Source organism: Subtercola sp. RTI3 (genome assembly GCF_035018625.1).
GTDB classification, from domain to species: Bacteria; Actinomycetota; Actinomycetes; order Actinomycetales; family Microbacteriaceae; genus Subtercola; species Subtercola vilae.
On sequence record NZ_JASJXO010000053.1, the window covers coordinates 1 to 20,555 of the forward strand.

The 20,555-nt window shown below is 64.7% G+C and carries 18 protein-coding genes and 1 tRNA gene; 4 read left to right on the forward strand and 15 right to left on the reverse strand.

Translation table 11 applies throughout. The annotated features are described in order from the left end of the window. Positions 1-718: gamma-glutamyl-gamma-aminobutyrate hydrolase family protein (locus QN358_RS15560; RefSeq protein ID WP_323512898.1), on the reverse strand; the 718-nt coding region annotated here is incomplete at its 3' end. A 211-nt stretch (positions 719-929) separates the two neighbouring features. Here QN358_RS15560 and QN358_RS15565 point away from each other — a divergent pair. Then, on the forward strand, positions 930-1,454 hold the full coding sequence (locus QN358_RS15565; protein ID WP_136641671.1) for a hypothetical protein: 525 nt from the start codon (positions 930-932) through the stop codon (positions 1,452-1,454). Between the two features lie 99 nt (positions 1,455-1,553). On the opposite strand, the gene QN358_RS15570 is transcribed toward QN358_RS15565, so the two are convergent. From QN358_RS15570 to QN358_RS15610, 9 genes are all read right to left on the reverse strand, one after another. Continuing rightward, positions 1,554-2,927 (reverse strand): glucose-6-phosphate dehydrogenase, encoded by a 1,374-nt coding sequence (locus tag QN358_RS15570; RefSeq protein WP_136641670.1) that lies wholly within the window; start codon positions 2,925-2,927, stop codon positions 1,554-1,556. Positions 2,928-2,936: 9 nt separating this feature from the next. After that, positions 2,937-4,433, reverse strand: coding sequence for a glycoside hydrolase family 1 protein (locus tag QN358_RS15575; RefSeq protein WP_136641669.1), 1,497 nt, complete (start codon positions 4,431-4,433; stop codon positions 2,937-2,939). Further along, positions 4,430-6,775, reverse strand: a complete 2,346-nt coding sequence (yicI, locus tag QN358_RS15580) for an alpha-xylosidase (RefSeq protein ID WP_323512899.1) — start codon at positions 6,773-6,775, stop codon at positions 4,430-4,432. Before yicI ends, QN358_RS15575 begins: the two co-directional genes overlap by 4 nt. Positions 6,776-6,804: 29 nt before the next feature. Beyond that, the gene (locus QN358_RS15585) at positions 6,805-7,686 is read right to left on the reverse strand and encodes a carbohydrate ABC transporter permease (RefSeq protein ID WP_323512900.1); all 882 of its coding nucleotides are present in this window, start codon (positions 7,684-7,686) and stop codon (positions 6,805-6,807) included. After that, a complete protein-coding gene (locus QN358_RS15590) occupies positions 7,686-8,678 on the reverse strand; it encodes a sugar ABC transporter permease (protein ID WP_323512901.1) in 993 nt (330 codons plus the stop codon). Before QN358_RS15590 ends, QN358_RS15585 begins: the two co-directional genes overlap by 1 nt. 87 nt (positions 8,679-8,765) lie before the next feature. Then, entirely contained in the window at positions 8,766-10,094 is a 1,329-nt protein-coding gene (locus QN358_RS15595; RefSeq protein ID WP_323512902.1) for an ABC transporter substrate-binding protein, read from the reverse strand. A 271-nt stretch (positions 10,095-10,365) separates the two neighbouring features. Next, positions 10,366-11,574, reverse strand: coding sequence for an ROK family transcriptional regulator (locus QN358_RS15600; RefSeq protein WP_136641664.1), 1,209 nt, complete (start codon positions 11,572-11,574; stop codon positions 10,366-10,368). Between the two features lie 51 nt (positions 11,575-11,625). After that, the gene (locus QN358_RS15605; RefSeq protein ID WP_272898614.1) at positions 11,626-11,754 is read right to left on the reverse strand and encodes a hypothetical protein; all 129 of its coding nucleotides are present in this window, start codon (positions 11,752-11,754) and stop codon (positions 11,626-11,628) included. A gap of 161 nt (positions 11,755-11,915) precedes the next feature. Continuing rightward, positions 11,916-11,991 (reverse strand) — tRNA-Lys (locus QN358_RS15610). A 95-nt stretch (positions 11,992-12,086) separates the two neighbouring features. On the opposite strand from QN358_RS15610, the gene bcp reads away from it, so the two are divergent. Next, positions 12,087-12,569 (forward strand): thioredoxin-dependent thiol peroxidase, encoded by a 483-nt coding sequence (gene bcp / locus QN358_RS15615; RefSeq protein WP_136641663.1) that lies wholly within the window; start codon positions 12,087-12,089, stop codon positions 12,567-12,569. 69 nt (positions 12,570-12,638) lie between these two features. On the opposite strand, the gene QN358_RS15620 is transcribed toward bcp, so the two are convergent. Next, entirely contained in the window at positions 12,639-13,079 is a 441-nt protein-coding gene (locus tag QN358_RS15620) for a hypothetical protein (RefSeq protein WP_136641662.1), read from the reverse strand. A 300-nt stretch (positions 13,080-13,379) separates the two neighbouring features. Between QN358_RS15620 and QN358_RS15625 the strand changes: the two genes are divergently transcribed. Next, positions 13,380-13,628: a WhiB family transcriptional regulator gene (locus tag QN358_RS15625; RefSeq protein ID WP_136641661.1), complete on the forward strand. Its 249-nt coding sequence runs from the start codon at positions 13,380-13,382 to the stop codon at positions 13,626-13,628. Positions 13,629-13,678: 50 nt separating this feature from the next. Here the strand turns inward: QN358_RS15625 and QN358_RS15630 are convergent, their stop codons facing one another. Next, the gene (locus QN358_RS15630; RefSeq protein WP_136641660.1) at positions 13,679-15,172 is read right to left on the reverse strand and encodes a sensor histidine kinase; all 1,494 of its coding nucleotides are present in this window, start codon (positions 15,170-15,172) and stop codon (positions 13,679-13,681) included. A gap of 241 nt (positions 15,173-15,413) precedes the next feature. On the opposite strand from QN358_RS15630, the gene QN358_RS15635 reads away from it, so the two are divergent. Then, a complete protein-coding gene (locus QN358_RS15635) occupies positions 15,414-15,905 on the forward strand; it encodes an Rv3235 family protein (RefSeq protein ID WP_323512903.1) in 492 nt (163 codons plus the stop codon). A 53-nt stretch (positions 15,906-15,958) separates the two neighbouring features. On the opposite strand, the gene secA is transcribed toward QN358_RS15635, so the two are convergent. The 3 genes from secA to QN358_RS15650 form a co-directional block, all read right to left on the reverse strand. After that, entirely contained in the window at positions 15,959-18,838 is a 2,880-nt protein-coding gene (gene secA, locus QN358_RS15640; protein ID WP_323512904.1) for a preprotein translocase subunit SecA, read from the reverse strand. A gap of 161 nt (positions 18,839-18,999) precedes the next feature. Beyond that, the gene (hpf, locus tag QN358_RS15645; RefSeq protein ID WP_323512905.1) at positions 19,000-19,710 is read right to left on the reverse strand and encodes a ribosome hibernation-promoting factor, HPF/YfiA family; all 711 of its coding nucleotides are present in this window, start codon (positions 19,708-19,710) and stop codon (positions 19,000-19,002) included. A gap of 103 nt (positions 19,711-19,813) precedes the next feature. Continuing rightward, a complete protein-coding gene (locus QN358_RS15650) occupies positions 19,814-20,542 on the reverse strand; it encodes a ComF family protein (protein WP_323512906.1) in 729 nt (242 codons plus the stop codon). Positions 20,543-20,555 lie beyond the last annotated feature (13 nt).

A 20,555-nucleotide genomic window follows, 5' to 3' on the forward strand; every position in this document is an offset into this window, starting at 1 on the left:
CCGCGCCGTCGAGTTCGATGGCCTCGACGATTCCGTCGTCGGTGGCGGCGGTGACGCGGAGTCCGCGGCCGAGGCGGTCGATCGCCTGGTGGTGGTACACCGGCACGTCGAGGGTGAGGTGGTGGGCCGCAGCGGGATGGGCCAGGAGACCGGCCAGTCTCGAGGTGGGGTCGATTTCGACGCCGACGCGCGAGAAGGTGCCACCGCCGGCCTGGTAGCGGCGACTGCCCACGAGGTCGGGGAGGTGCTGGTGCAGGGTGCCGCCGAGGGTCACGTTCAGCAGCTGGGCTCCGCGGCAGATGCCGAGAAACGGCAGCGAGCGTTCGAGCGCGGCCGTGAGCAGCGACTGCTCCCACGCGTCACGGTCGGGGCGCGGCTGGTCTGTCGCACTGTGGGCCTCCTGGCCGTAGCTTTCGGGCGCAATGTCTGTGCCGCCGGTGATGATGAGCCCGTCGAGACGGTCGAGCACGCGCCGGGCGATTTCGGGCGAGGCCGACTGCGGGGGCAGCAGCACGGCGATGCCGCCAGCACGGTTCACCGCGTCGAAGTACACCTTCGGCAAGAAGGCGGCCTCAACATCCCAGACCCCCGACTGCGCCCGCTCGAGGTACGTGGTGAGGCCGATCAGCGGGCGTGCGCCGCTGCCGCCGCCATGGTTGTCATGGATGCGGATACCGTCGTTGTCGCTGTCGTTGTTGCGGCTACCGTCGTTGCACATCTCGCTCACAATCGCACAACGGGACGGTTCACGCGCAGCTCATTTCTAAAGGTAGCGCAAGCATACCTATAAACGCAGCGCCGCCGGGCACGTTGTGTTCTGCGATTCTGCGATTCTGCGGGATGTTGGGGTGCGCATCGGCGTGTCAGACCGCCAAATTCGCGGCACAGCGCACACTGTAGCTAAGTAAGCGGCGTGAGAGGTGCTCAACATGATGGGATGGCGGCGGAAGGCGAAAGCCGAGCGCGAGAAATCGATCAGTTCGGAACGACTGTACGACCTCGTCAACCAGACCCTTCTGAGCAATTTCGGGCCTCTGGGCTCCTATGCGATCACTCGCCGCGAGGCATCTGACAGTGACGATATCTTTCACACCATGCTGGCATCCTCTGTTGCGCACAACATTGTGACGAGCCTCATCGAGCACAATGCCGTCGTGGTGACCATGCCGTCGGCGGTGCCGGTCTCACTGGCTCCGGTCGATGCTGTGCCCGTGTCGGCCGAACTCGCCGCCGCCGTCAACGCACCCTCGTATCTCCGGCCTGCCACGACGGAGGAGACCGTAGCTCCGGCGTGGGCGCCTGCCGCCGAGCTCGCCCTGGCCCACGCACACCACGCGGTAGCCGAGCACGCCTTCACCCATGCCGATCTCGCGGTCGCCGAACTCGCTCGCGCCGAAGCGGCCGCCGCCCAGCTCAGCCCGGCCACGTGGGCAGAACCCGCTCGCTCGGCCTGACGCCTGCACCGCTCCGCACCACCGCCACGCACCTCGCCCGCGCCAGCGCCCGCGAGCAGTGTGCGCAGGGCGCGCGCGGAGGCACCAGCGCAAAGCGCCTTAGATGCGCGGCCAGAACGTGGGGCCCTCAGAACCGGCAGGGTAGCCGTCGATGGGAACCTGGTCGTCGTGCCACGCCTTCACGACGGGGGCGACGATGCGCCAGCCCTCGACAGCCGAGTCGCCGCGCACCGAGAGCGACGAGTCGCCATCGAGGATGCCCGCCAGCACTTCGCGGTACGCCAACAGCTGCCCGTCGCCGAAGTGCGCGTCGAGGCTGATGCGTTCGAGTTCGTAGGGGTCGCCGGGCCCGTTGATGTTGATCTCGAGCGACATCTCGTCAGGAGCCAGGAACACCCGCAGCACCGTGGGGTCGTTGTGCCCCTTGAGCCCCACCGGCAGCTGCCGGGCGGCCCTGAACGTGATGACGATCTCGCGCCGTCGCTCGGCGAGCGCTTTGCCCGAGCGCAGGGTGAACGGGATGCCCGCCCAGCGCCAGGTGTTGATCTCGAAGGTGACCTCAGCGAGGGTCTCTGTCTCCCGCGACGGGTCGACACCGGCCTCGTCGACGTACGACGGGAGCTGGCGGCCCTGCACCTCGCCCGCGGTGTAGCGCGCACGACGGCTGGCCGCAATGGCGTCGCCCTGCCACACCTGGGTCGCCCGCAGCACGAGCTGCTTGGCGTCGCGCAGGTCTTTCGCGTCGAGGGTCGACGGCGGTTCCATGGCGACAACGGCCATGACCTGCAGCAAGTGGCTCTGGATCATGTCGACCAGCGCCCCCGCGCCGTCGTAGTAGCGCGCCCGCCCTTCGAGCGCGAGCTGCTCGTCGTAGATGATCTCGACCTTCTCGATGTGCTCGGCGTTCCACACCGGCTCGAAGATGCGGTTCGCGAACCGCAGGCCGAGCAGGTTGAGTACGGTCGAGCGGCCGAGAAAGTGGTCGACGCGGTGAATCTGCTCTTCGGGCACGAGCTTCAGCAGCAGTGCGTTGAGGTCGATGGCGCTCTGCTCGTCGGTGCCGAACGGCTTCTCGAGCGCGAGCGTCGTGCCCTCGGGCAGCTTCACCTTCTGCAGCGCGGCACAGGCTGCAGCGGCGATGGCGGGGGGCAGGGCGAAGTAGATCGCCGGCACCCCGTCGCACGCGTCGATGATCTTCTGCAGGTCGGCCGGCTTCGTGACGTCGGCCTGAAAGTAGTGTGAACCCTTCAGGATGCCCGCGACGGTGTCGCCCGTGGCATGCACCTCGGCGAATGAAGACGTGATGACCTCGTGCCACTTCGCGTCATCCCAGCTCTCGAACCCCGCGCCCACGAGCGTCAGGGCGCGCTCGGGCTCCGAGGTGAGGAGCTGCGCGAGCCCTGGGAGAAGCAGGCGCGACGAGAGGTCTCCGCTCGCTCCGAGAATGACGAGGGTGCCGATCAACTGACTCATGACATCACCCTAGGGCAGTCGGTTGGTGGCGGCCAGCCGGCTGTACCAGTGCGCGCTGTCTTTGGGCAGTCGCTCGAGCGTCTCGTAGTCGACCCGAACGATTCCGAAGCGTTTGGAGTAGCCGTAGCTCCACTCGAAGTTGTCCATCAGCGACCACACGAAGTACCCGCGCAGGTCGACTCCCTGCGAAAGCGCCCGGTGGGCCGCGGTGAGGTGCCGGCGCAGGTAGTCGATGCGCGGGGCGTCGTGCACGGCAGCAACGCGCGCACCCGCCGCACCCGCCGCGCTCCCGCCAACGTCAGACGAGACCCCGTCAGACGAGACCGCATCGTACGAGACAACATCGTCGAACGCCGCCCCGTTCTCGGTGATCATCAACGGCTGCGCCGGAAACTCGTCACGAACCGCGAGCAGCAGCTCTTCGAGCCCCGACGGCTCGATGTTCCACCCCATGTCGGTGTACGGGCCGGGTTGCTGCACGAACTCGACCCGGTCGGCGCCCGGCCACGGCGAACCGAGAGCGTCTCGGTGGCCGTCTGCGCTCTCGCGGGGGCTCACCCCATCCCACACGCGTACGAGGTTCGTCGCGTAGTAGTTCACCCCGAGCACGTCGATGGGCTGGTTGATGATGTGCAGGTCGTTGCTGAACACGAACGACCAGTCGGTGACGTCTTTCGTGTCTTCGAAGAGGTCGGCCGGGTACGCCCCGTGCAGCAGCGGCCCGGTGAATGCGCGATTGCCCAGGGCGTCGATCTGGCGAACGGCGTCAGCGTCGGCGGCGCTGTCGCTGGCCGGGCGCACCACGTGCAGGTTCAGCGTGATCGAGTACTCGGGGTCGTTCGTCGCCACTTCGCGCAGCGCCATGATGGCCAGCCCGTGCGCGAGGTTCAGGTGATGAACCGCCTTCAAAGCGCCCTCCGGCGAAGCGAGCCCGGGCGCGTGGGCCCCCGAACCGTACCCGAGGTACGCCGAGCACCACGGCTCGTTCAGCGTCGTCCACGTGTGCACACGGTCGCCGAACGCTGTGCCCACGATGGTGGCGTAGTCGCCGAAGGCTTCGGCTGTCGAGCGCACACGCCAGCCGCCCTCGTCTTCGAGGGCCTGTGGCAGATCCCAGTGGTAGAGCGTCGCGACCGGTTTGATGCCGCGCGCGATGAGCCCGTCGATGAGCCGCGAGTAGAAGTCGAGCCCGGCCTGGTTCGCCTCGCCGCGACCGGTCGGCTGAATGCGCGGCCACGCGATGGAGAACCGGTAGGCCTGCAGGTTCAGCGACTTCATCAGATCGAGGTCTTCTTCGAGCCGGTGGTAGTGGTCGTCGGCCACGTCTCCCGTGTCGCCGTTGACGACGAGGCCGGGCGTGTGGCTGAACGTATCCCAGATGGAGGGGCCGCGCCCGTCTTCGTTCGCAGCCCCTTCGATCTGGTACGAGGCCGTGGCAGAACCGAACGTGAAGTCGGCCGGAAACTCAAGGCCGCTGTCTCTGTAGTCGGGCGAATTCGTACTCACAGTGTGAAAACTGCCTCTCCGTTTGTCGCAACAATCAGACGATCGTGTTCCACGACCCTAATGCTGAACGGCTGTGACGACGATGACGTCACGCGAACCTGTGAACTTTCGCGCTCGATCGTGAACTGTGCAGAACTCCCGTCGGGGTTCGTCACCGTCACTTCCTTCACGCGATCTGCGGATGCCCCACTCGGGTACACCAGCAGGGTCAGCCCCTCGAGGTAGTCGTAATCGGGCCTGTCGGTGCGAGCCCCCAGCGGCAGCACAGCGCCCTCCCGCACGTACAGCGGAACCGTGAGATACCCGTGCTGTTCGGTACGCCAGCCGCCGCCCACGACACTCTCTCCGGTGAAGTAGTTGGTCCAGAGCCCTGCCGGCAGGTAGAACGAAACCGAACCGTCGGCGGTGAAGACCGGCGCGACCAGAAGGTCAGCCCCGAGCAGGTACTGCGCGTCGAGATGAGCGGCGCCCCGGTCATCCGGAAACTCCAATTGGGTGGGCCGGAGAACGGGCACGCCCGTCGCCGAAGCCGCGAGGCCGGCGGAGTAGAGGTAGGGCATCAGCGAGAGCTTCAGCTTGGTGAAGACGCGAGTGACATCGACGGCCTCCTCGTCGAAGACCCACGGCACGCGGTACGAGTCTGAGCCGTGAAAACGGCTGTGCGACGACAGCAGGCCGAAGGCGGTCCAGCGCTTGAATACCCCAGCGTCGGGCGTACCCTCGAAGCCGCCGATGTCGTGGCTCCAGAAGCCGAAGCCGCTGAAGGCGAGCGAGAGGCCGCCGCGGAGGGTCTCGGCCATCGAGTCGTAGGTCGAGGTCGAATCGCCACCCCAGTGCACGGGCAGCTGCTGGCCGCCGGCCGTGGCCGAGCGGGCGAAGAGCACGGCGTCGCCGACCCCGCGGGCTTCTTCGAGCACCTCGAACACGGCCTGGTTGTAGAGGTGCGTGTAGTAGTTGTGCATGCGCTCGGGCGATGAACCGTCGAAGTAGTCGACCTCGAGCGGGATGCGCTCACCGAAGTCGGTCTTGAATGCGTCGACGCCCTGGTCGAGCAGCACGCGGAGCTTCGACTGGTACCACTTCGTGGCGGCCGGGTTCGTGAAGTCGACGAGGGCCATGCCGGCCTGCCAGAGATCCCACTGCCACACGCTGCCGTCGGGGCGCTTCACGAGAAAGCCGAGGGCCGCCCCTTCGGCGAAGAGCTGCGAGCGCTGGGCGATGTAGGGGTTGATCCAGACGCAGACGTGAAGGTTCTTGTCGTGCAGGCGTTGCAACATGCCGGTGGGGTCGGGAAAGACCCGTGCATCCCACTCGAAGTCGCTCCAGTTGAATTCGCGCATCCAGAAGCAGTCGAAGTGAAACACGCTGAGCGGCAGGTCTCGTTCGGCCATCGCGTCGATGAAACCGTTGACGGTCTCTTCGTCGTAGTCGGTGGTGAACGAGGTGGTCAGCCAGAGGCCGTACGACCACGCGGGAACATGCGCAGGGCGGCCCGTGAGCGCCGTGTAGCGTTCGAGAATCTCTTTCGGCGTGTCGCCGTAGATCAGAAAGTATTCGAGCGATTCTCCGGGCACAGAGAACTGCACGCGCTCGACGTTCTCAGAGCCGATCTCGTACGAGACGTGCCCCGGGTGGTTCACCAGAACTCCGTAGCCGCGGTTCGTCAGGTAGAACGGCACGTTCTTGTAGGCCTGCTCGCTCGAGGTGCCGCCGTCGGCGTTCCACACATCGACCACCTGGCCGTTCTTGACGACCGGCCCGAACCGCTCGCCCAACCCGTAGACGAGCTCACCGACGCCGAGCGACAGCTGGGCGAGAGTGAAGGTGAGCGGATGCCCCTGCGCACTGATCGGGGTATGAGCGCTCGCTGCGGCCCGGGCGTTACCCACAATGCCGCTCGGTACCTCGGCATCCGCGGTGAGCTCCATGTGCGCGAGCGACTTGTCGCCGCTGGTCGTGAGCACACGCCCGCCGGCCGAGAATTCGAGGGCGAAGGGCGCCCCCTTCGACACCGTGGCGGTGAGGGCTCCCGAGGTGAGGGTGCCCCGGTCGTCGGTCACCTGCACTTCGCCGTGCCCCGCCTCAGCTCCGACCAGGTCGAAGCCGAACTGGGGCAACCCACCCGTGAAATGTTCCACCTTCACGCCGACGATGTTCGGCAGCGGCGACGTGAGCGTCACCGTCAGCAGCGCCCGGTTCAGGGTGTCGCCACGGGTCTGGATGACCTTGGTGGGCGCCGAGACGACAAGGGAGTTCTCGCCCGCTTCGAGGTCGTACACTTCGGCCGCGTACAGAGGGGTGACACCTGGCCGAAGCTGCCAGAAACCGTCGGTGAATTTCATGAAAGTCCTTTGAGTTGGTGCGTTTGCTGCTACTTGACCGCGCCGGCAGTGATGCCGCGGGTCAGCGTGCGCTGGAAGATGAGGAAGAAGACGAGGGTCGGAATCAGGCCGAGCAGTGCTGAGGCGCTCGTGGTCGTGACATCCATCAGCCGGTCGCCCTGCAGCACAGCGATGGCGACGGGCACGGTCTGGTTCGCGTTGCTCACCAAGAAGGAGAGCGGGATGAGGAACTCGTTCCAGGTCCAGATGAAGAAGAAGATCACGATGACGGCAAGCGTCGGGCGGCTGATGGGAACAATGACGCGCCAGAGAATGGTCCAGCGGCTGGCGCCGTCGAGTGCGGCGGCCTCGAGGATCTCCTTCGGAAAGGTGCCGTACACGCTCGAAAGCAGGTAGGTGCCGAAAGCGCTCTGAATCACCGTGAAGATGATGATCACCGACCACACGTTGTCGTAGAGGCCCACCTGCTTGAACATGAAGTAGAGCGGGTAGAGCAGGGCCTCCTGCGGCAGAACGTTCGCCAGCAGAAACAGCACGACGATCCAGGTGCGCCCCCGAACGCGACCGATACCGATGGCGTAAGCGTTCAGCACCGAGATGACCACGGCGAAGATGGCGACCAGGCCCGAGATGAAGAACGAGTTCCAGAGCTTCTGGGGGAAAGCGACGCGGTTCCAGAAGTTGATGATGCCGTCGAAGTTGAGCGCTGCGGGCCACTGCAGCGGGCCGCCACTGGCGTAGTCAGAGGGCGACTTGAACGAGTTGATGAGAATGAGGTAGAACGGCACCGCAATGGCGAGGCCGACCACAATAGCGCCGGTGAGCAGCAGCCAATCGGCCACGGTGCGCTTGGATTTCTTCTTACGCGGAACGAACTTCGTGGTTCGCCCGATGCTGTCGATGGTGGCCATCAGCGCCCACTCTCCGCTCGTTCTGCCCGGTTCTGGGCTTTGATGAAGAACACAGCCACGACGATGGTCACGATCGTGAGCGCCGTCGCGATGGTGGCGCCGTAGCCGACTTGCTGGCTCTGGAAGAACTCGCTGTACGAGTAGTAGCTGGGCACGATGGTCGCCGTGCCGGGGCCGCCACGGGTCAGCGTGTAGATGGGGCCGAACACCTTGAGCGCGGCGATGGTGCTGGTGAGCGTGACGACGAAGATCTCTGGCCGGATGATCGTGACGGTGATCGAGCGGAACCGCTGGAACCAGTTCGCCCCGTCGAGCTCTGCTGCCTCGTACAGCTCGGGGTCGACCCGCTGCAGTGCTGCCATGAAGATGACGACCGGGTAGCCCAGCTGCACCCACACCATGACGAACATGATGCTGAGAAGCGCCGTGTCGGGGCTGCCGAGCCAGTTGTGCTGCAGGCCCCCCAGCCCGACGGCGGAGAGCACGTCGTTGAGGGCGCCGTTGTCAGGGCGCAGGATCCAGCCGATCACGACGGCCGCGATGGCCACGGGCAGAATCTGCGGCAGATAGTAGGTGGCCCGCAGAAAGCTGGCCACACGGCCGCCGAACTTCTTACCGACCAGGTCGAACAGCATGGCGGCGAGAACCAGGCCGAGCAGCGTGGGAACGATCACCATCGCCACAATCATGGCGATGCTGTTGCCGAAACTGGTCCAGAACTTGGCGTCGCCCATGAGCTCGACCCAGTTGTCGAGACCGATGAACTTGGGCGGCTTGATACCGCGGTACGACGTGAAGCTGAGGTAGATGTTCCAGATCAGCGGGATGACCACGATGACGGTGAGCAGAACGAAGCCGGGAATCAGGTAGAGCCAGAAGCCGCCCCCGCCTTTTCCGCTGTTGGGCAACAACGACTCTTCATGCACCCGGGTCTTCTTCACTCGGGTGGTGCTGACTGTCGACGGCTTCGTCGACGTCTCTATCGTCGCCATGGCTCTGCCTTTCAAAATGACAACTGGATGATGAACAGAGGGCTCGGGGGAAGAACCGCCGATGAGCGGCGCCTCCCCCGAGTTCTGCTAACCCTTTTTGATGGTGTCGACGCCGGTCTGGTACTGGCCGCCGATTTCGGTGAGGAAGTCAGCGGGCGTCTTCGATCCGTTCACGAGCTCCTGCAGGCCGCCGTTCAGCTGGTCGTAGAAGGTCGGGGTGGGCCAGTCGGGGTAGAACGCCAGACCGTCGCGAGCCGTGAGCGTGTTGAAGTTGTCGATCAGCTCTTTGCTCTTCGGGTCGGTGATGTCACTGGCCGTCGCGGCGACAGGAATGCCACCGTTGTTGCCGATCAGGGCCTGGATGGGCGCGCTCATCGTGATGTCGATGAACTTGTAGGCCAGGTCTTTGTTCTTCGAGTTCTCAGGCACGACCCAGAGGTTTCCGCTCGAGCCCGGCGCCATTGTTGAACCGGGGAACAGGAACGATGACCACTGGAAGTTCGTGATCTCCTTCGTGAAGCGGCCGTACCACCACGAACCCGAGTAGAAGATCGGGTTCGTTCCCGCCTCGAACGCGGTACCGGCGTCTTCGGCCTTCAGGCCGGTGACACTGCTCGAGATGTAGCCCTTGTCGACCCAGTCTTTGATCGTGTTGGCTGCGAAGGTGAAGTCGGCGTCGTGGAAGTCGACGGTGCCGGTGTACGTCTGGTAGTCGGTGACCCACTTGCGCGTCGCGTTCGACAGGGCGAGCTGGTAGAACAGCTGGCCGAGCGGGTACTCGGCGGCCGATTCGGCCAGCGGCGTGATGCCGTTGTCTTTGAACGTCTTCAGCGCAGCCTCGAACTGGTCGAAGGTGGTGGGAACCGTGATGTTGTACTTGGCGAACATGTCTTTGTTGTAGTACACGTCGACGAACTCACCGTAGTTGGGAATGCCGTAGTAACTGCCAGAGCCCATGATGCCCTTCTCGTCGTACGTGGCGGTGGTCTGCAGCGACGGGGCGAGTTTCTTGTCCCAGCCGTAGGCCGCAACAGCGGAGTCGAGGTTTGACAGCAGGCCCTGGCTGGCCAGCAGGCCGGCCGTCGCGTTGCCCTTGTTGTACTCGAGAATGTCGGGGGCCGCATCCGAGTTCAGCACCTGGCTGGCGGTCGAACGGATCCCCTCGAAGCTCTTCGCTTCGAACTTCACAGTCGCGCCGGTCTCTTTCTCGAATTCGGCGATCGACGCCTTCCAAGCGATGCCCATTGCGCTGGTGTCGTCTTCGTAGTCCCACAGGGTGATCGACTTGCCCTTTCCGTCGGGGCTGGTGTTCACACTGTCGGTGCTGCTCGAACTGCTCGAACCGGCCGAGCAGCCAGCGAGCAGTAGTGCGCTGGCAGCCATGATGGCTCCCGCGGCGAGAAGTCTCGTGCGCATCAAATACCTCCTTGTAAGTGAAGCGGAGGCCCATGGTGCTGGGCAGCCACTCCGATGCCATTTGTTTACATCCACAACATACGCAATGTCCAGGTCATTTTGCAAGAGCGATTCCGGATGCCCGCGACACCTTCACGCGGCTTGACCCCGGTAATCGCAGCGAACGCGCGAATTTTCGCCGACATGGTGTCGCGTATCGAGATTAGTTTGTTACAAACACAAACAACCCGAAGCGGGCTCGACGAAGGCTCGGTGACGGCTCGGCGCGAGACTAGACCGACAGAATTGCGGCCGGATCGAACAGGAGTTCAGAGAACACGAGCTCACCCGCCCCGATCAGAAGCTGCTCCGCACCGAGCACAGCCGGTGCGATGACGAGATGCTCCCGCGACGCCGCGATCGACTCGTTGGCGACGGTCGCGATCGCATTCTCACCCTCACCGACCAGGGCCGACAGAAATCCACCCACGATCACGAGGCTCGGATTGAACAGGTTCACGGCGTTGCGCACGGCGATGCGAAGCAGTGCGCGGTCGTGTTCGACGAGGGCTGCCACCCGAGCGTCGGTCGACGACGCGACCGCCTCGACCAGCAGGTCGGCCTGCGAGGGGTGAAGGCCCACCGACTCGAGCAGTGCCGCCTGCGTGACCTCGGCTTCGAAGCATCCGGTGGCCCCACACGGGCAGAGAGCACCGTTTGAGGCGACGAAGGTGTGGCCGAATTCAGAGGCGTACCCCTCGGCGCCCACCAGCAGCTGGCCCCCGATGATGACGCCACCGCCGATGCCGCTGGCCCCTCCGATGAAATAGACCAGATCGTCGACTCCCCTGCCGGCACCGAAGACGCCCTCGGCGCGCATGCCCAGCTGGGCTCCGTTGGCCGCGACCGTGCGGTATCCCGTTGCCTGGGCCATCATCTCGGTGAGCGGTTCGTCTACCCAGCCGAGGTGGTCGGCGCTTCGCACCTGGCCGTCGCTGAGGCGCACCAGGCCCGGAACAGCGAGCCCGATGCCGACAACCCGCAGTTGGCCCTCTTCGCCCGCCAGCAGCCCGGCAACGGCCGCGCGAGTGATCTCCACGACCTCGTGAGACGACGGTCCCCCGCCTGTCTCGATGCGTACGCGCTTGATCAGCAGCCCGCCCAGACTCACGAGGCCCACGTGAATGGCGTCGACCTCCGGGTTGACGGCGATGGCGACGACCGAGCGCGACGGATGCACGATGGGGCTCGGGCGACCTGCGCGGTTGCCCGGGCCGATCGCGGGCATGCTCTCGTAGACGAGTTCGAGGTCACGCAGTTCACCGACCAGCACGCCCACCGTCGAGCGGTTGAGGCCGGTCAGCCGGGTCAGCTCCGCCCGCGAGAGATGGCCTTCGCGGTGCACAAGACCCAGGATTCGGGCGAGGTTGGTGCGCCTGAGTTCTTCTGTCGTGCCGCTCGCTACGCCGGGCCGTTGCGGGAGGTCGGCTGGCTGGGACATGTCACGACCCTACCGGGCCGCCGAAGCTCTCGGAGCTGACAGAGCGCGAGGTCAGTGCAGTACAGCGACGATGACCAGCACCGCGGTCACTGCGGTGAGCAGAGAAAGGCCCGTTGCCGTGAGTGCGCGCTTCGCCGCAGCGTTCGGGTCAATGGAGCGCGAAACTTCGGTTTGTGTCATGACGATCTCCTTCGACCAGTCTGTCGGCTTGCCCACAGAATATCAGCCGTGCCTGCTCTGGGCAGGTGAATCACCGCCCCAGAGCAGGGGGTGGGCCCGCAATCGTCGGCCCTTCAAACGAAGAAATCCCGCCGTCGGCATTTCTGCAGGCGGCGGGAGGGTGGTGCACCCCCCGGGACTTGAACCCGGAACCCACTGATTAAGAGTCAGTTGCTCTGCCAATTGAGCTAGAGGTGCTTGGCGGCTCAGTGAACAACCCGAGCCGACGACAAACATTACCATGAGTCTGACGGGCCGTTCGACCCGCACCGCAAACCCCGAGGAGTACGACCGTGCCCGATGTTTCGAACCGCCTCACCGCGGGCCAGGCTGCGCCTGATTTCACGCTGAAGAACGAAAGCGGTACCGACGTTTCGCTGTCGCAGTTTCGCGGACAGAAAGTTGTCGTGTACTTCTACCCGGCAGCGAACACGCCGGGTTGCACCACTGAAGCGTGCGATTTTCGCGACAACATCAATTCGTTGAAGGGCGCCGGCTACCAGGTGCTCGGCATTTCGAAAGACTCCCCGAGCGTGCTGGCCGGGTTTGCCGAGGCGCAGGGGTTGAACTTTCCGCTGTTGTCAGACACCGACCTCGAGGTGCACAAGGCGTACGGCGCGTACGGCGAGAAGTCGCTCTACGGCAAGACGGTCACCGGGGTTCTGCGTTCGACCTTCGTCGTCGACGAAGAGGGCGCCATCACGTTGCCGCTCTACAATGTGAAGGCCACCGGCCACGTGGCGTCGCTGCGCAAGAAGCTGAAGATCGACGCGTAGCAGGCGCACGCCCGGTCACGCCGCGACCACGCCTGCCGGCAACCGGGGCTGGCGCCAGGGCTGGTGTTCTCACACGTCGCGACGCGTGACCGCCACAACAGGGGGCGACAGCAGCAGGGCGACACCCAGAAGCGCGACGACCAGTAACGGCCATCCGTCTGCCGGCTCGGCGAACAGACCCTGAAAGCAGCAGATGGCGATGACGATCTGCAGTGCCTGCCAGGTGAGCGCTGCGCCACGGGTCCAGCTGCGCATGCGAAAGGTTCCGATGGCCACAACCAGCACCCACAGCCCCGCCGCGAAGACGAGAACGATGAGGGCCACGGCCGTGGCGACGGAGTCGGCGGTAGCGAGGGTGAGCTCGGCCACCAACCAGGCCCCTGTGCCGAGCAGCCCGATGGCCTCGATGAGCAGCACGACGCCCAGCAGCACAAGCAGCACGGGCCGACGAAAAGGGGCGACCGGATGCCCGGATTCAGGGCTGGCGGCCCCATCGGATCGATCGCTCATCAGTGCCCGCCTTCAGAAAAACCTTGATTTGCCACTACCAGTATGCGACCATATTTGAGGTCGATTGTTGCTCACAATGTCGTGGGGGTGCGACGTGAGATTAATCCCAAGCACCCAAATGCTGGTCTGTACACTACCCGTGCGTCAACGCACAGGTATGTGAGGCACTGACATCGAACCGGTGAATACCCACGCCGGTTCGACTCGTTGTGTGCAGTGAAGCAGAAGAGCGGTCGAACTGAAAACCCGAATCTTAGGTCGTTCGACCGAAGCATCCGCAACACCCAAGGAGTACCCCCAATGGATTGGCGCGACAAGGCCGCCTGCTTGACAGCAGACCCCGAACTATTCTTCCCCGTCGGCAACACCGGCCCGGCCGTCGACCAGATCGACAAGGCGAAAGCTGTCTGCTCTCGCTGTTCCGTCACCGAGATCTGCCTGCAGTACGCCCTCGAAACCGGTCAAGACTCCGGCGTCTGGGGTGGCCTCAGCGAAGACGAGCGCCGCGCCCTGAAGCGCCGCGCCGCACGCGCCCGCCGCGCTTCCTGATCGATCCGCCGGCTTCCCTGAAGGGCGAGCCGGCGGTGTTCAGCCTTTCGCTAGCGCTTCTTGAGCCAGCGGAACGGAATCTCGATCGTCACGACTGTTCCGCTGCCCACCATGGTGTGCCAGTCGATGATTCCGCCCAGTTCGCCCTGGATGAGGGTGCGCACGATCTGCGTACCCAGCCCCGAACCGACCTTGCCCTCTGGCAGGCCTGAACCGGTGTCACGCACCTCGACAGTGAGCGTCTCTTCTGAGCGGCTCGCCACAATCGCGACCTCGCCCTCCTGTCCGGCCAAGCCGTGCTCTACCGCATTCGTGACGAGTTCGGTGAGCGCCAGGGCCAGAGGCGTGGCGTATTCGCTCGGCAGCACGCCGAAACTACCGCTGAACTTGGGGTGCACCGTCGTATTGTGCGCCGACGCGACCTCGGTCACGAGCATGAGCACGCGCTCGAAGACCACGTCGAAGTCGACCTTCTGGCTGAGGCCCTCTGACAGGGTGTCGTGTACGACCGCGATGGCAGCCACCCGTCGCATCGCCTGCGACAACGCGTCTTTGGCATCGTCGGAGTGAGTGCGCCGCGCCTGAATGCGCAGCAGTGACGCCACCGTCTGCAGGTTGTTCTTCACCCGGTGGTGAATCTCGCGGATCGTCGCGTCTTTCGTGATCAGCTCACGTTCGTCGTGACGCAGTTCGGTCACGTCTCGGCAGAGCACAATGGCGCCGAATCGCTGGCCCCGCGTGCGGAGCGGAATGGCGCGCAACGACACCGTGACACCCTTGGCCTCGATGTCGGTTCGCCACGGCGCACGACCGGTGACCACCAGGGGCAGCGATTCGTCGACCACGAGCGTGCCATTGAGCAGCTGAGTGGTGACCTCGGCCAGCGACTGGCCTTCGAGTTCTTCGACGAAACCCATTCGATTGAAGGCCGAGAGGCCGTTCGGGCTCGCGAACGTGACTATTCCGTCGGTATCGAGCCGGATGAGACCGTCGGATGCCCGGGGGGCGCCCCTGCGCGGCCCTGTAGGTGCACCCAGGTCGGGAAAGTCGCCTGCCGCAATCATCGCGAACAGGTCGTTGGCGCACTCGTTGAAAGTGAGTTCCTGACGGCTCGGAGTGCGGGCCTCGCTCAGGTTGGTGTGGCGCGTCACGACGGCGATGGGCTTGTCAGTGGTCTTCATGTCGCTCTGCGAGATTCGACGCAGCACCGGTACCGCACGAACACGCGTAGGCGTCTCTTCGTACCAATCGGGGGCGGCGGTGTCGACGATCTGCGAACTCTCGTACGCATCGGTGACCTGCTTGCGCCACTCGGCCTTCACGTTCTGGCCCACGAAGTCGCGGTAGAACAGCGTCGCCGAGCTGGATGGCCGGGCGTGGGCCACGGCGACGAAGCTGCCATCGCTCGAAGGCACCCACAGCACGATGTCGGCGAACGCCAAGTCGGCCAGCAGCTGCCAGTCACCGACCAGGAGGTGCAGCCATTCGATATCGGCTTCGGTGGAATTGCCCTGCGCCAGGACGAGATCGCTCAGAGTGGACACGCGCTCTAGCCTACGGCGAAACGAGACGGCCCTCACTCCACGCGGTAGGGCTCCATCCCAACCCGCAGCCACAGCGTCTTATCCACAGAGCACTCCAGATGCTTTACACCCTCGTGCGCACCTGCTTTAGTTACAGCACCCGAGTTTTCTGAGAACCTCTCACATCTATCCAGCCAGTTCTTCGACGGCCACACACCCAGCGGCCACCGGGCAATTCGGCGTCGTCACCGGAAGTCACACAATGAGCCAACCCCTGACCATCACTGCCACTGCATCGGTCACCGCCACCGCATCGGTCACCGCCACCGCATCGGCTACCGCCCCCGCATCAGCTACAGCCCCCGCACAAGCCACCGAGCAGGCTCACCAGCTGTACGCGGTCGATACACCGGCGCCCGTGGCGGTCGAGCAGTTTCTCGAAAGCCTGACCCGCTGTGTGCTCGAAGTTCTGGCCGGAGTTCGAGACCTCGACCAACTCGCCCGATGGGTTTCAGAAGACGTCTACCAGAACCTCACGCGAAGGGTGGTTCTCTCTTCGCGGGCGAGGCAGGTCAAGGGCCAACGGCTTATTCGCCCGACCTTCAGCATCGGCCGAACGGTGGTCAGCGAACCGTCGCCCGGCATCATCGAGGGCGTCGTCATCGTGCACGGTAAAGCCCGAACTCGCGCGGTGGCCCTGCGGCTGGAGCGCCTCGGCGCCAGGTGGCGCGCCAGCGCCGTCACCGTGCTGTGACGGCGCATCAGCGAGACAACGAACTCGAAGTCGAAAGCGAACTCGAAGTCGAACTACTTCTTCTTGGTCTGCGAGCGACGTTCGGCGCGATTCACAGGTGCGGCACCGGCCGGCGTCTTCTGCCCGAAGGCTCCCGTGACGGTGGGTGCGGGCGGTGTTGCCGCTCCCGAACGGGGTGACGAACCCCCAGAGCGACCGTTCTGAGCCGCGGGCGGCACCGAACCTGCTCCGGGGGCACGGGGGCCCTGTTCGTCGGCCTGCTGTGCACGCTGGGCGCGGGCGGTGGCAGCCTGCTCGAGTTGGCCTCGCTGGTTGCGAACCTCGACTCCGCCGGAGTCGCTCGGTGCGGTGTAGCTGAGCTCTTCGACCTCGGCGCTGCCGGTTTCGAGCCCCTTCGCCTGAACGGTAGGAGCATCGACTGAGCCGGCCGGAGTGTTGACCTCGACCTCGAGGTTGAAGAGAAAACCGACAGCCTCTTCGCGAATCTGACCCATCATCTGCTGGAAGAGAGCGAAACCCTCGCGCTGGTATTCGACGAGCGGGTCACGCTGGGCCATTGCTCGCAGTCCGATGCCGTCTTTGAGGTAGTCCATTTCGTAGAGGTGGTCGCGCCAGCGACGGTCGATCACCGTCAGCACGACACGACGCTCGAGTTCGCGCATGGCCGACTCCCCGAGGGTGTCTTCGCGCGCCTGATAGGCGATCTGGGCGTCAGAGAGCACTTCGCGCGCTACGAAGTCGCGGCTGATCTTGCCGCGGCTGCCGGCCTCAGCGATGACCTCATCGATGCTGATCGAGATGGGGTAGAGGGTTTTCAGCTCAGTCCACATCGCGTCGAAGTCCCAGTCGTCGCCGTTGCCTTCGCCCGCGTGGGTCTCGAGCACGTCTTCGATGACGTCGTGCAAGAACTTCTGTGCGCGCTCGTGAAGATCATCGCCTTCGAGAATGTGACGACGGTCGCTGTAGATGGCCTCGCGCTGGCGGTTCAGAACGTCGTCGTACTTCAGAACGTTCTTGCGAATCTCGGCGTTGCGCCCCTCGACCTGCGACTGGGCGCTGCGAATGGCACGGGAGACGACCTTCGACTCGATGGCCAGATCGTCGGGCACATTGCCCCGGCCCATGAGGCTTTCGGCTGCCCCCGCGTTGAAGAGGCGCATGAGGTCGTCGGTGAGTGACAGGTAGAAGCGGCTCTCGCCCGGGTCGCCCTGGCGGCCACTTCGACCGCGCAGCTGGTTGTCGATGCGGCGGGACTCGTGGCGCTCGGTGCCGAGCACATAGAGGCCACCGGCCTCGACCACCTTCTCTGCCTCTTCTTCGACACTGCTCTTCACCCCGGCGAACACGTCATCCCACGCCGCTTCGTACTCGTCGGGTGTGTCGTTGGGGTTCAGGCCACGGGAGTTCATCTCGGCGACGGCCAGAAACTCGGTGTTGCCGCCGAGCATGATGTCAGTGCCTCGGCCGGCCATGTTGGTGGCCACGGTGACCGCACTGAGTCGGCCCGCCTGCGCGATGATGGCGGCTTCGCGTGCGTGGTTCTTCGCGTTCAGAACCTCGTGGCGCACGCCCTTCTTCGCCAGCAGGCGTGAGAGGTACTCGCTCTTCTCGACGCTGGTGGTGCCGACCAGAACCGGCTGCCCGGTAGCGTGGCGCTCGGCGATGTCTTCGACGACCTGCTCGAACTTCGACTGCTCGTTCTTGTACACGAGGTCGCTCTGGTCTTTGCGCTGCATGGGCCGGTTGGTGGGTATGGCAACCACACCGAGGCGATAGGTGCTCATGAACTCGGCGGCCTCGGTCTCGGCCGTACCCGTCATGCCGGCGAGCTTCTCGTAGAGACGGAAGTAGTTCTGCAGGGTGACCGTGGCGAGGGTCTGGTTCTCGGCCTTGACCGTGACGCCCTCTTTCGCCTCGATGGCCTGATGGATACCCTCGTTGTAACGGCGCCCGGCGAGGATGCGGCCAGTGTGCTCGTCGACGATCAGAACCTCGCCGTTCATCACGACGTAGTCTTTGTCTTTCTTGAACAGCGCTGAGGCCTTCAGCGAGTTGTTCAGGAACGAGATGAGCGGGGTGTTGGCCGACTCGTAGAGGTTGTCGATGCCGAGGTAGTCTTCGACCTTCTCGATGCCGGGCTCGAGAATACCGACCGTGCGCTTCTTCTCGTCGATCTCGTAGTCTTCTTCGGGCACGAGGCGCGTGGCGATCGAAGCGAACTCGGTGAACCAGCGGTTTGCCTCACCCGACGCGGGGCCCGAGATGATGAGCGGGGTGCGAGCCTCGTCGATGAGAATGCTGTCGACCTCGTCGACGATGGCGAAGTTGTGGCCGCGCTGCACCATGTCGGAGGCCTGCCAGGCCATGTTGTCGCGCAGATAGTCGAACCCGAACTCGTTGTTGGTGCCGTATGTGATGTCGGCGGCATACTGCTCGCGGCGCTCTGGCGGGGTCTGGCCGCTCAGGATGACGCCCGTGGTCATGCCGAGGGCGCGGAACACGCGGCCCATCAGCTCGCTCTGGTAGTTCGCGAGGTAGTCGTTCACCGTGACAATGTGCACGCCGGTGCCCGCAATGGCATTGAGGTAGGCCGGCAGCGTAGCGACCAGCGTTTTTCCCTCTCCGGTCTTCATCTCGGCGATGTTGCCGAGGTGAAGGGCGGCGCCACCCATGAGCTGTACGTCGAAGTGACGGAGGCCGAGGGTACGGCGAGACGCCTCGCGTACCGCCGCGAAAGCCTCTGGCAGCAGGTGGTCGAGACTCTCGCCCTCTTCGAAGCGTTCTCTGAGGCGAGGAGTCTCGTCTTTGAGCTCGTCGTCGGTGAGGTGGGTGAAGTCTTCTTCTAGTGCATTGATTGCCTTCGCGTAGTTCTCGAGACGACGAAGAACGCGGCCCTCGCCTACACGAAGAACCTTTTCTAGAACTGAAGCCACAGCGAATCTCCTACAACAGTCGCGGCCATGATCCAGCCGGTGATCGTAGTAATACTAGTTCTCATTTCTGAATGTCTTCAGAACACATACTGTGCCCGAAACAGAAGCGGGGGCGCGATGCGCCTTCGCGCACCGCACCCCCGCTTCTCAAGAAGCCTCCGCTACGAGAACGCCCGTTCCGGCTCCCGGCTGACGGCAGCCATCGGTGAGGCGTGCTCGTCGAGGCCGATGACTCCGTAGTCCCACCCCTTGCGCCGATAGACGACACTCGGGCGCAGGGTCTCCTGGTCGATGAAGAGGTAGAAGTCGTGACCCACGAGCTCCATCAGGTAGAGCGCATCGTCGACCGTCATCGGCGATGCCGCGAACACCTTCTTGCGAATGACCACGGGCGACCACTCTTCTTCTGCGAGTTCGGCTGCCGTTTCGACCTCGGCCTCGGCCTCGGCGAGAACGGGAACAGCACCAGTCGTCGCACGGGCGAGCACGTCGGCCTCTGCCGGCACGACATCGATCACGGTGAAACCGTCTGAACTCGCCTCGCGCAGCGAAACAGGCCGGTGCTGCCCGCGGTGCACCTTCTTGCGGTCTTTCGCGCGGCGCACCCGCTCCATCAGTTTGGCCAGCGCCAGGTCGAACGCGACGTACTTGTCACTGCCCGCACTCTCGGCACGCACGATCGGGCCTGGCCCGATGAGGGTGAGCTCGACACGGTCGTCTCCCGAGGTGCCCTGCGAACTGTGTCGGCACACCTTGATCTCGAGCGCCAGGGCCCGGTCGGCGAGGTGGGAGACCTTTTCGCTCTTCTCGGTGGCGTAGCTCCGAAAACGATCGGTGATCCCTAGGTTTCGGCCTGTGATGTTGATCTCCATGGCAATCTCCTAGTCTCAAAAAGACGCGCCGCCGTGGGGTCAGGGCGAGTTCTTCCGCGCCTTTTCCCCGAGCGTAGTCCCCTCACCCGGGTCTGTCACGGCGCTACCCTGAATGCTCCCCCGGATCAGCTGAACGCTCGACGGCAGAGACACCCGCACGCCGCTCTGTGAACGCGAGGGTGGCCGCCCCGCGCACCCGCACTCCCCCGTGTTCGAGGGCCCGGCGGCACTCGAGCAGGGTCGCTCCGGTCGTGACGACATCGTCGATGAGCAGTACGTCGCGGCAGGAAAACCCTGCTATGACTTTCGTGCGAAGTCGCACCGAGCCGGCTAGGTTCGCCTGTCGCGCCGCGACGCCGAGACCCGCCTGGTCTGCGACGCGGCGCCCCACAGAGAGGGCCGCAACGCTCGAGCGCCCACCGCCGGCACGCTCTGCCAGAAGAGACACCGGGTTGTACCCGCGCAGACGGTTGGCGGCCCGCGACGACGGGGCCGGTACCAGAACGGCGTCTGCGGGCAGACCGAGCGCGAGGGTTGCGGCCGTGACGGCTTCGGCGAGAGGCCGCGCGAGCGCCCGTGTTGCATCAGTGCGGCCGTGCTCTTTGAAGGCGGAGAGTGCCTCTTTCACCACCCCGTCGTAGGCAAGGGCCGACCACACGAGCAACGGCGGCCTGGCGGCTTGGCGCACCCGCAGTGCCACCGCGCCGCCCCTGCCAAGGGTCAACCCTGGCAGGCAGGCGTCACAGACCGCCCGGTCGGCTCGGTGGCACGCCACGCACTCGGTGGGAAACAGCACGCCGAGCGCGTCGGCCAGCGGAGACAGGATGTTCATACGCCCATGCTGC

Coding starts and splice junctions, on each gene's coding strand:
- QN358_RS15590 (WP_323512901.1), bottom strand. CDS start 8,678: ATGGCGACGATAGAGACGTCGACGAAGCCGTCGACAGTCAGCACCACC.
- QN358_RS15650 (WP_323512906.1), bottom strand. CDS start 20,542: ATGAACATCCTGTCTCCGCTGGCCGACGCGCTCGGCGTGCTGTTTCCC.
- QN358_RS15605 (WP_272898614.1), bottom strand. CDS start 11,754: ATGACACAAACCGAAGTTTCGCGCTCCATTGACCCGAACGCTGCGGCG.
- QN358_RS15625 (WP_136641661.1), top strand. CDS start 13,380: ATGGATTGGCGCGACAAGGCCGCCTGCTTGACAGCAGACCCCGAACTA.
- QN358_RS15600 (WP_136641664.1), bottom strand. CDS start 11,574: ATGTCCCAGCCAGCCGACCTCCCGCAACGGCCCGGCGTAGCGAGCGGC.
- QN358_RS15620 (WP_136641662.1), bottom strand. CDS start 13,079: ATGAGCGATCGATCCGATGGGGCCGCCAGCCCTGAATCCGGGCATCCG.
- QN358_RS15565 (WP_136641671.1), top strand. CDS start 930: ATGATGGGATGGCGGCGGAAGGCGAAAGCCGAGCGCGAGAAATCGATC.
- QN358_RS15585 (WP_323512900.1), bottom strand. CDS start 7,686: ATGGCCACCATCGACAGCATCGGGCGAACCACGAAGTTCGTTCCGCGT.
- QN358_RS15635 (WP_323512903.1), top strand. CDS start 15,414: ATGAGCCAACCCCTGACCATCACTGCCACTGCATCGGTCACCGCCACC.
- QN358_RS15570 (WP_136641670.1), bottom strand. CDS start 2,927: ATGAGTCAGTTGATCGGCACCCTCGTCATTCTCGGAGCGAGCGGAGAC.
- hpf (WP_323512905.1), bottom strand. CDS start 19,710: ATGGAGATCAACATCACAGGCCGAAACCTAGGGATCACCGATCGTTTT.
- QN358_RS15595 (WP_323512902.1), bottom strand. CDS start 10,094: ATGCGCACGAGACTTCTCGCCGCGGGAGCCATCATGGCTGCCAGCGCA.
- yicI (WP_323512899.1), bottom strand. CDS start 6,775: ATGAAATTCACCGACGGTTTCTGGCAGCTTCGGCCAGGTGTCACCCCT.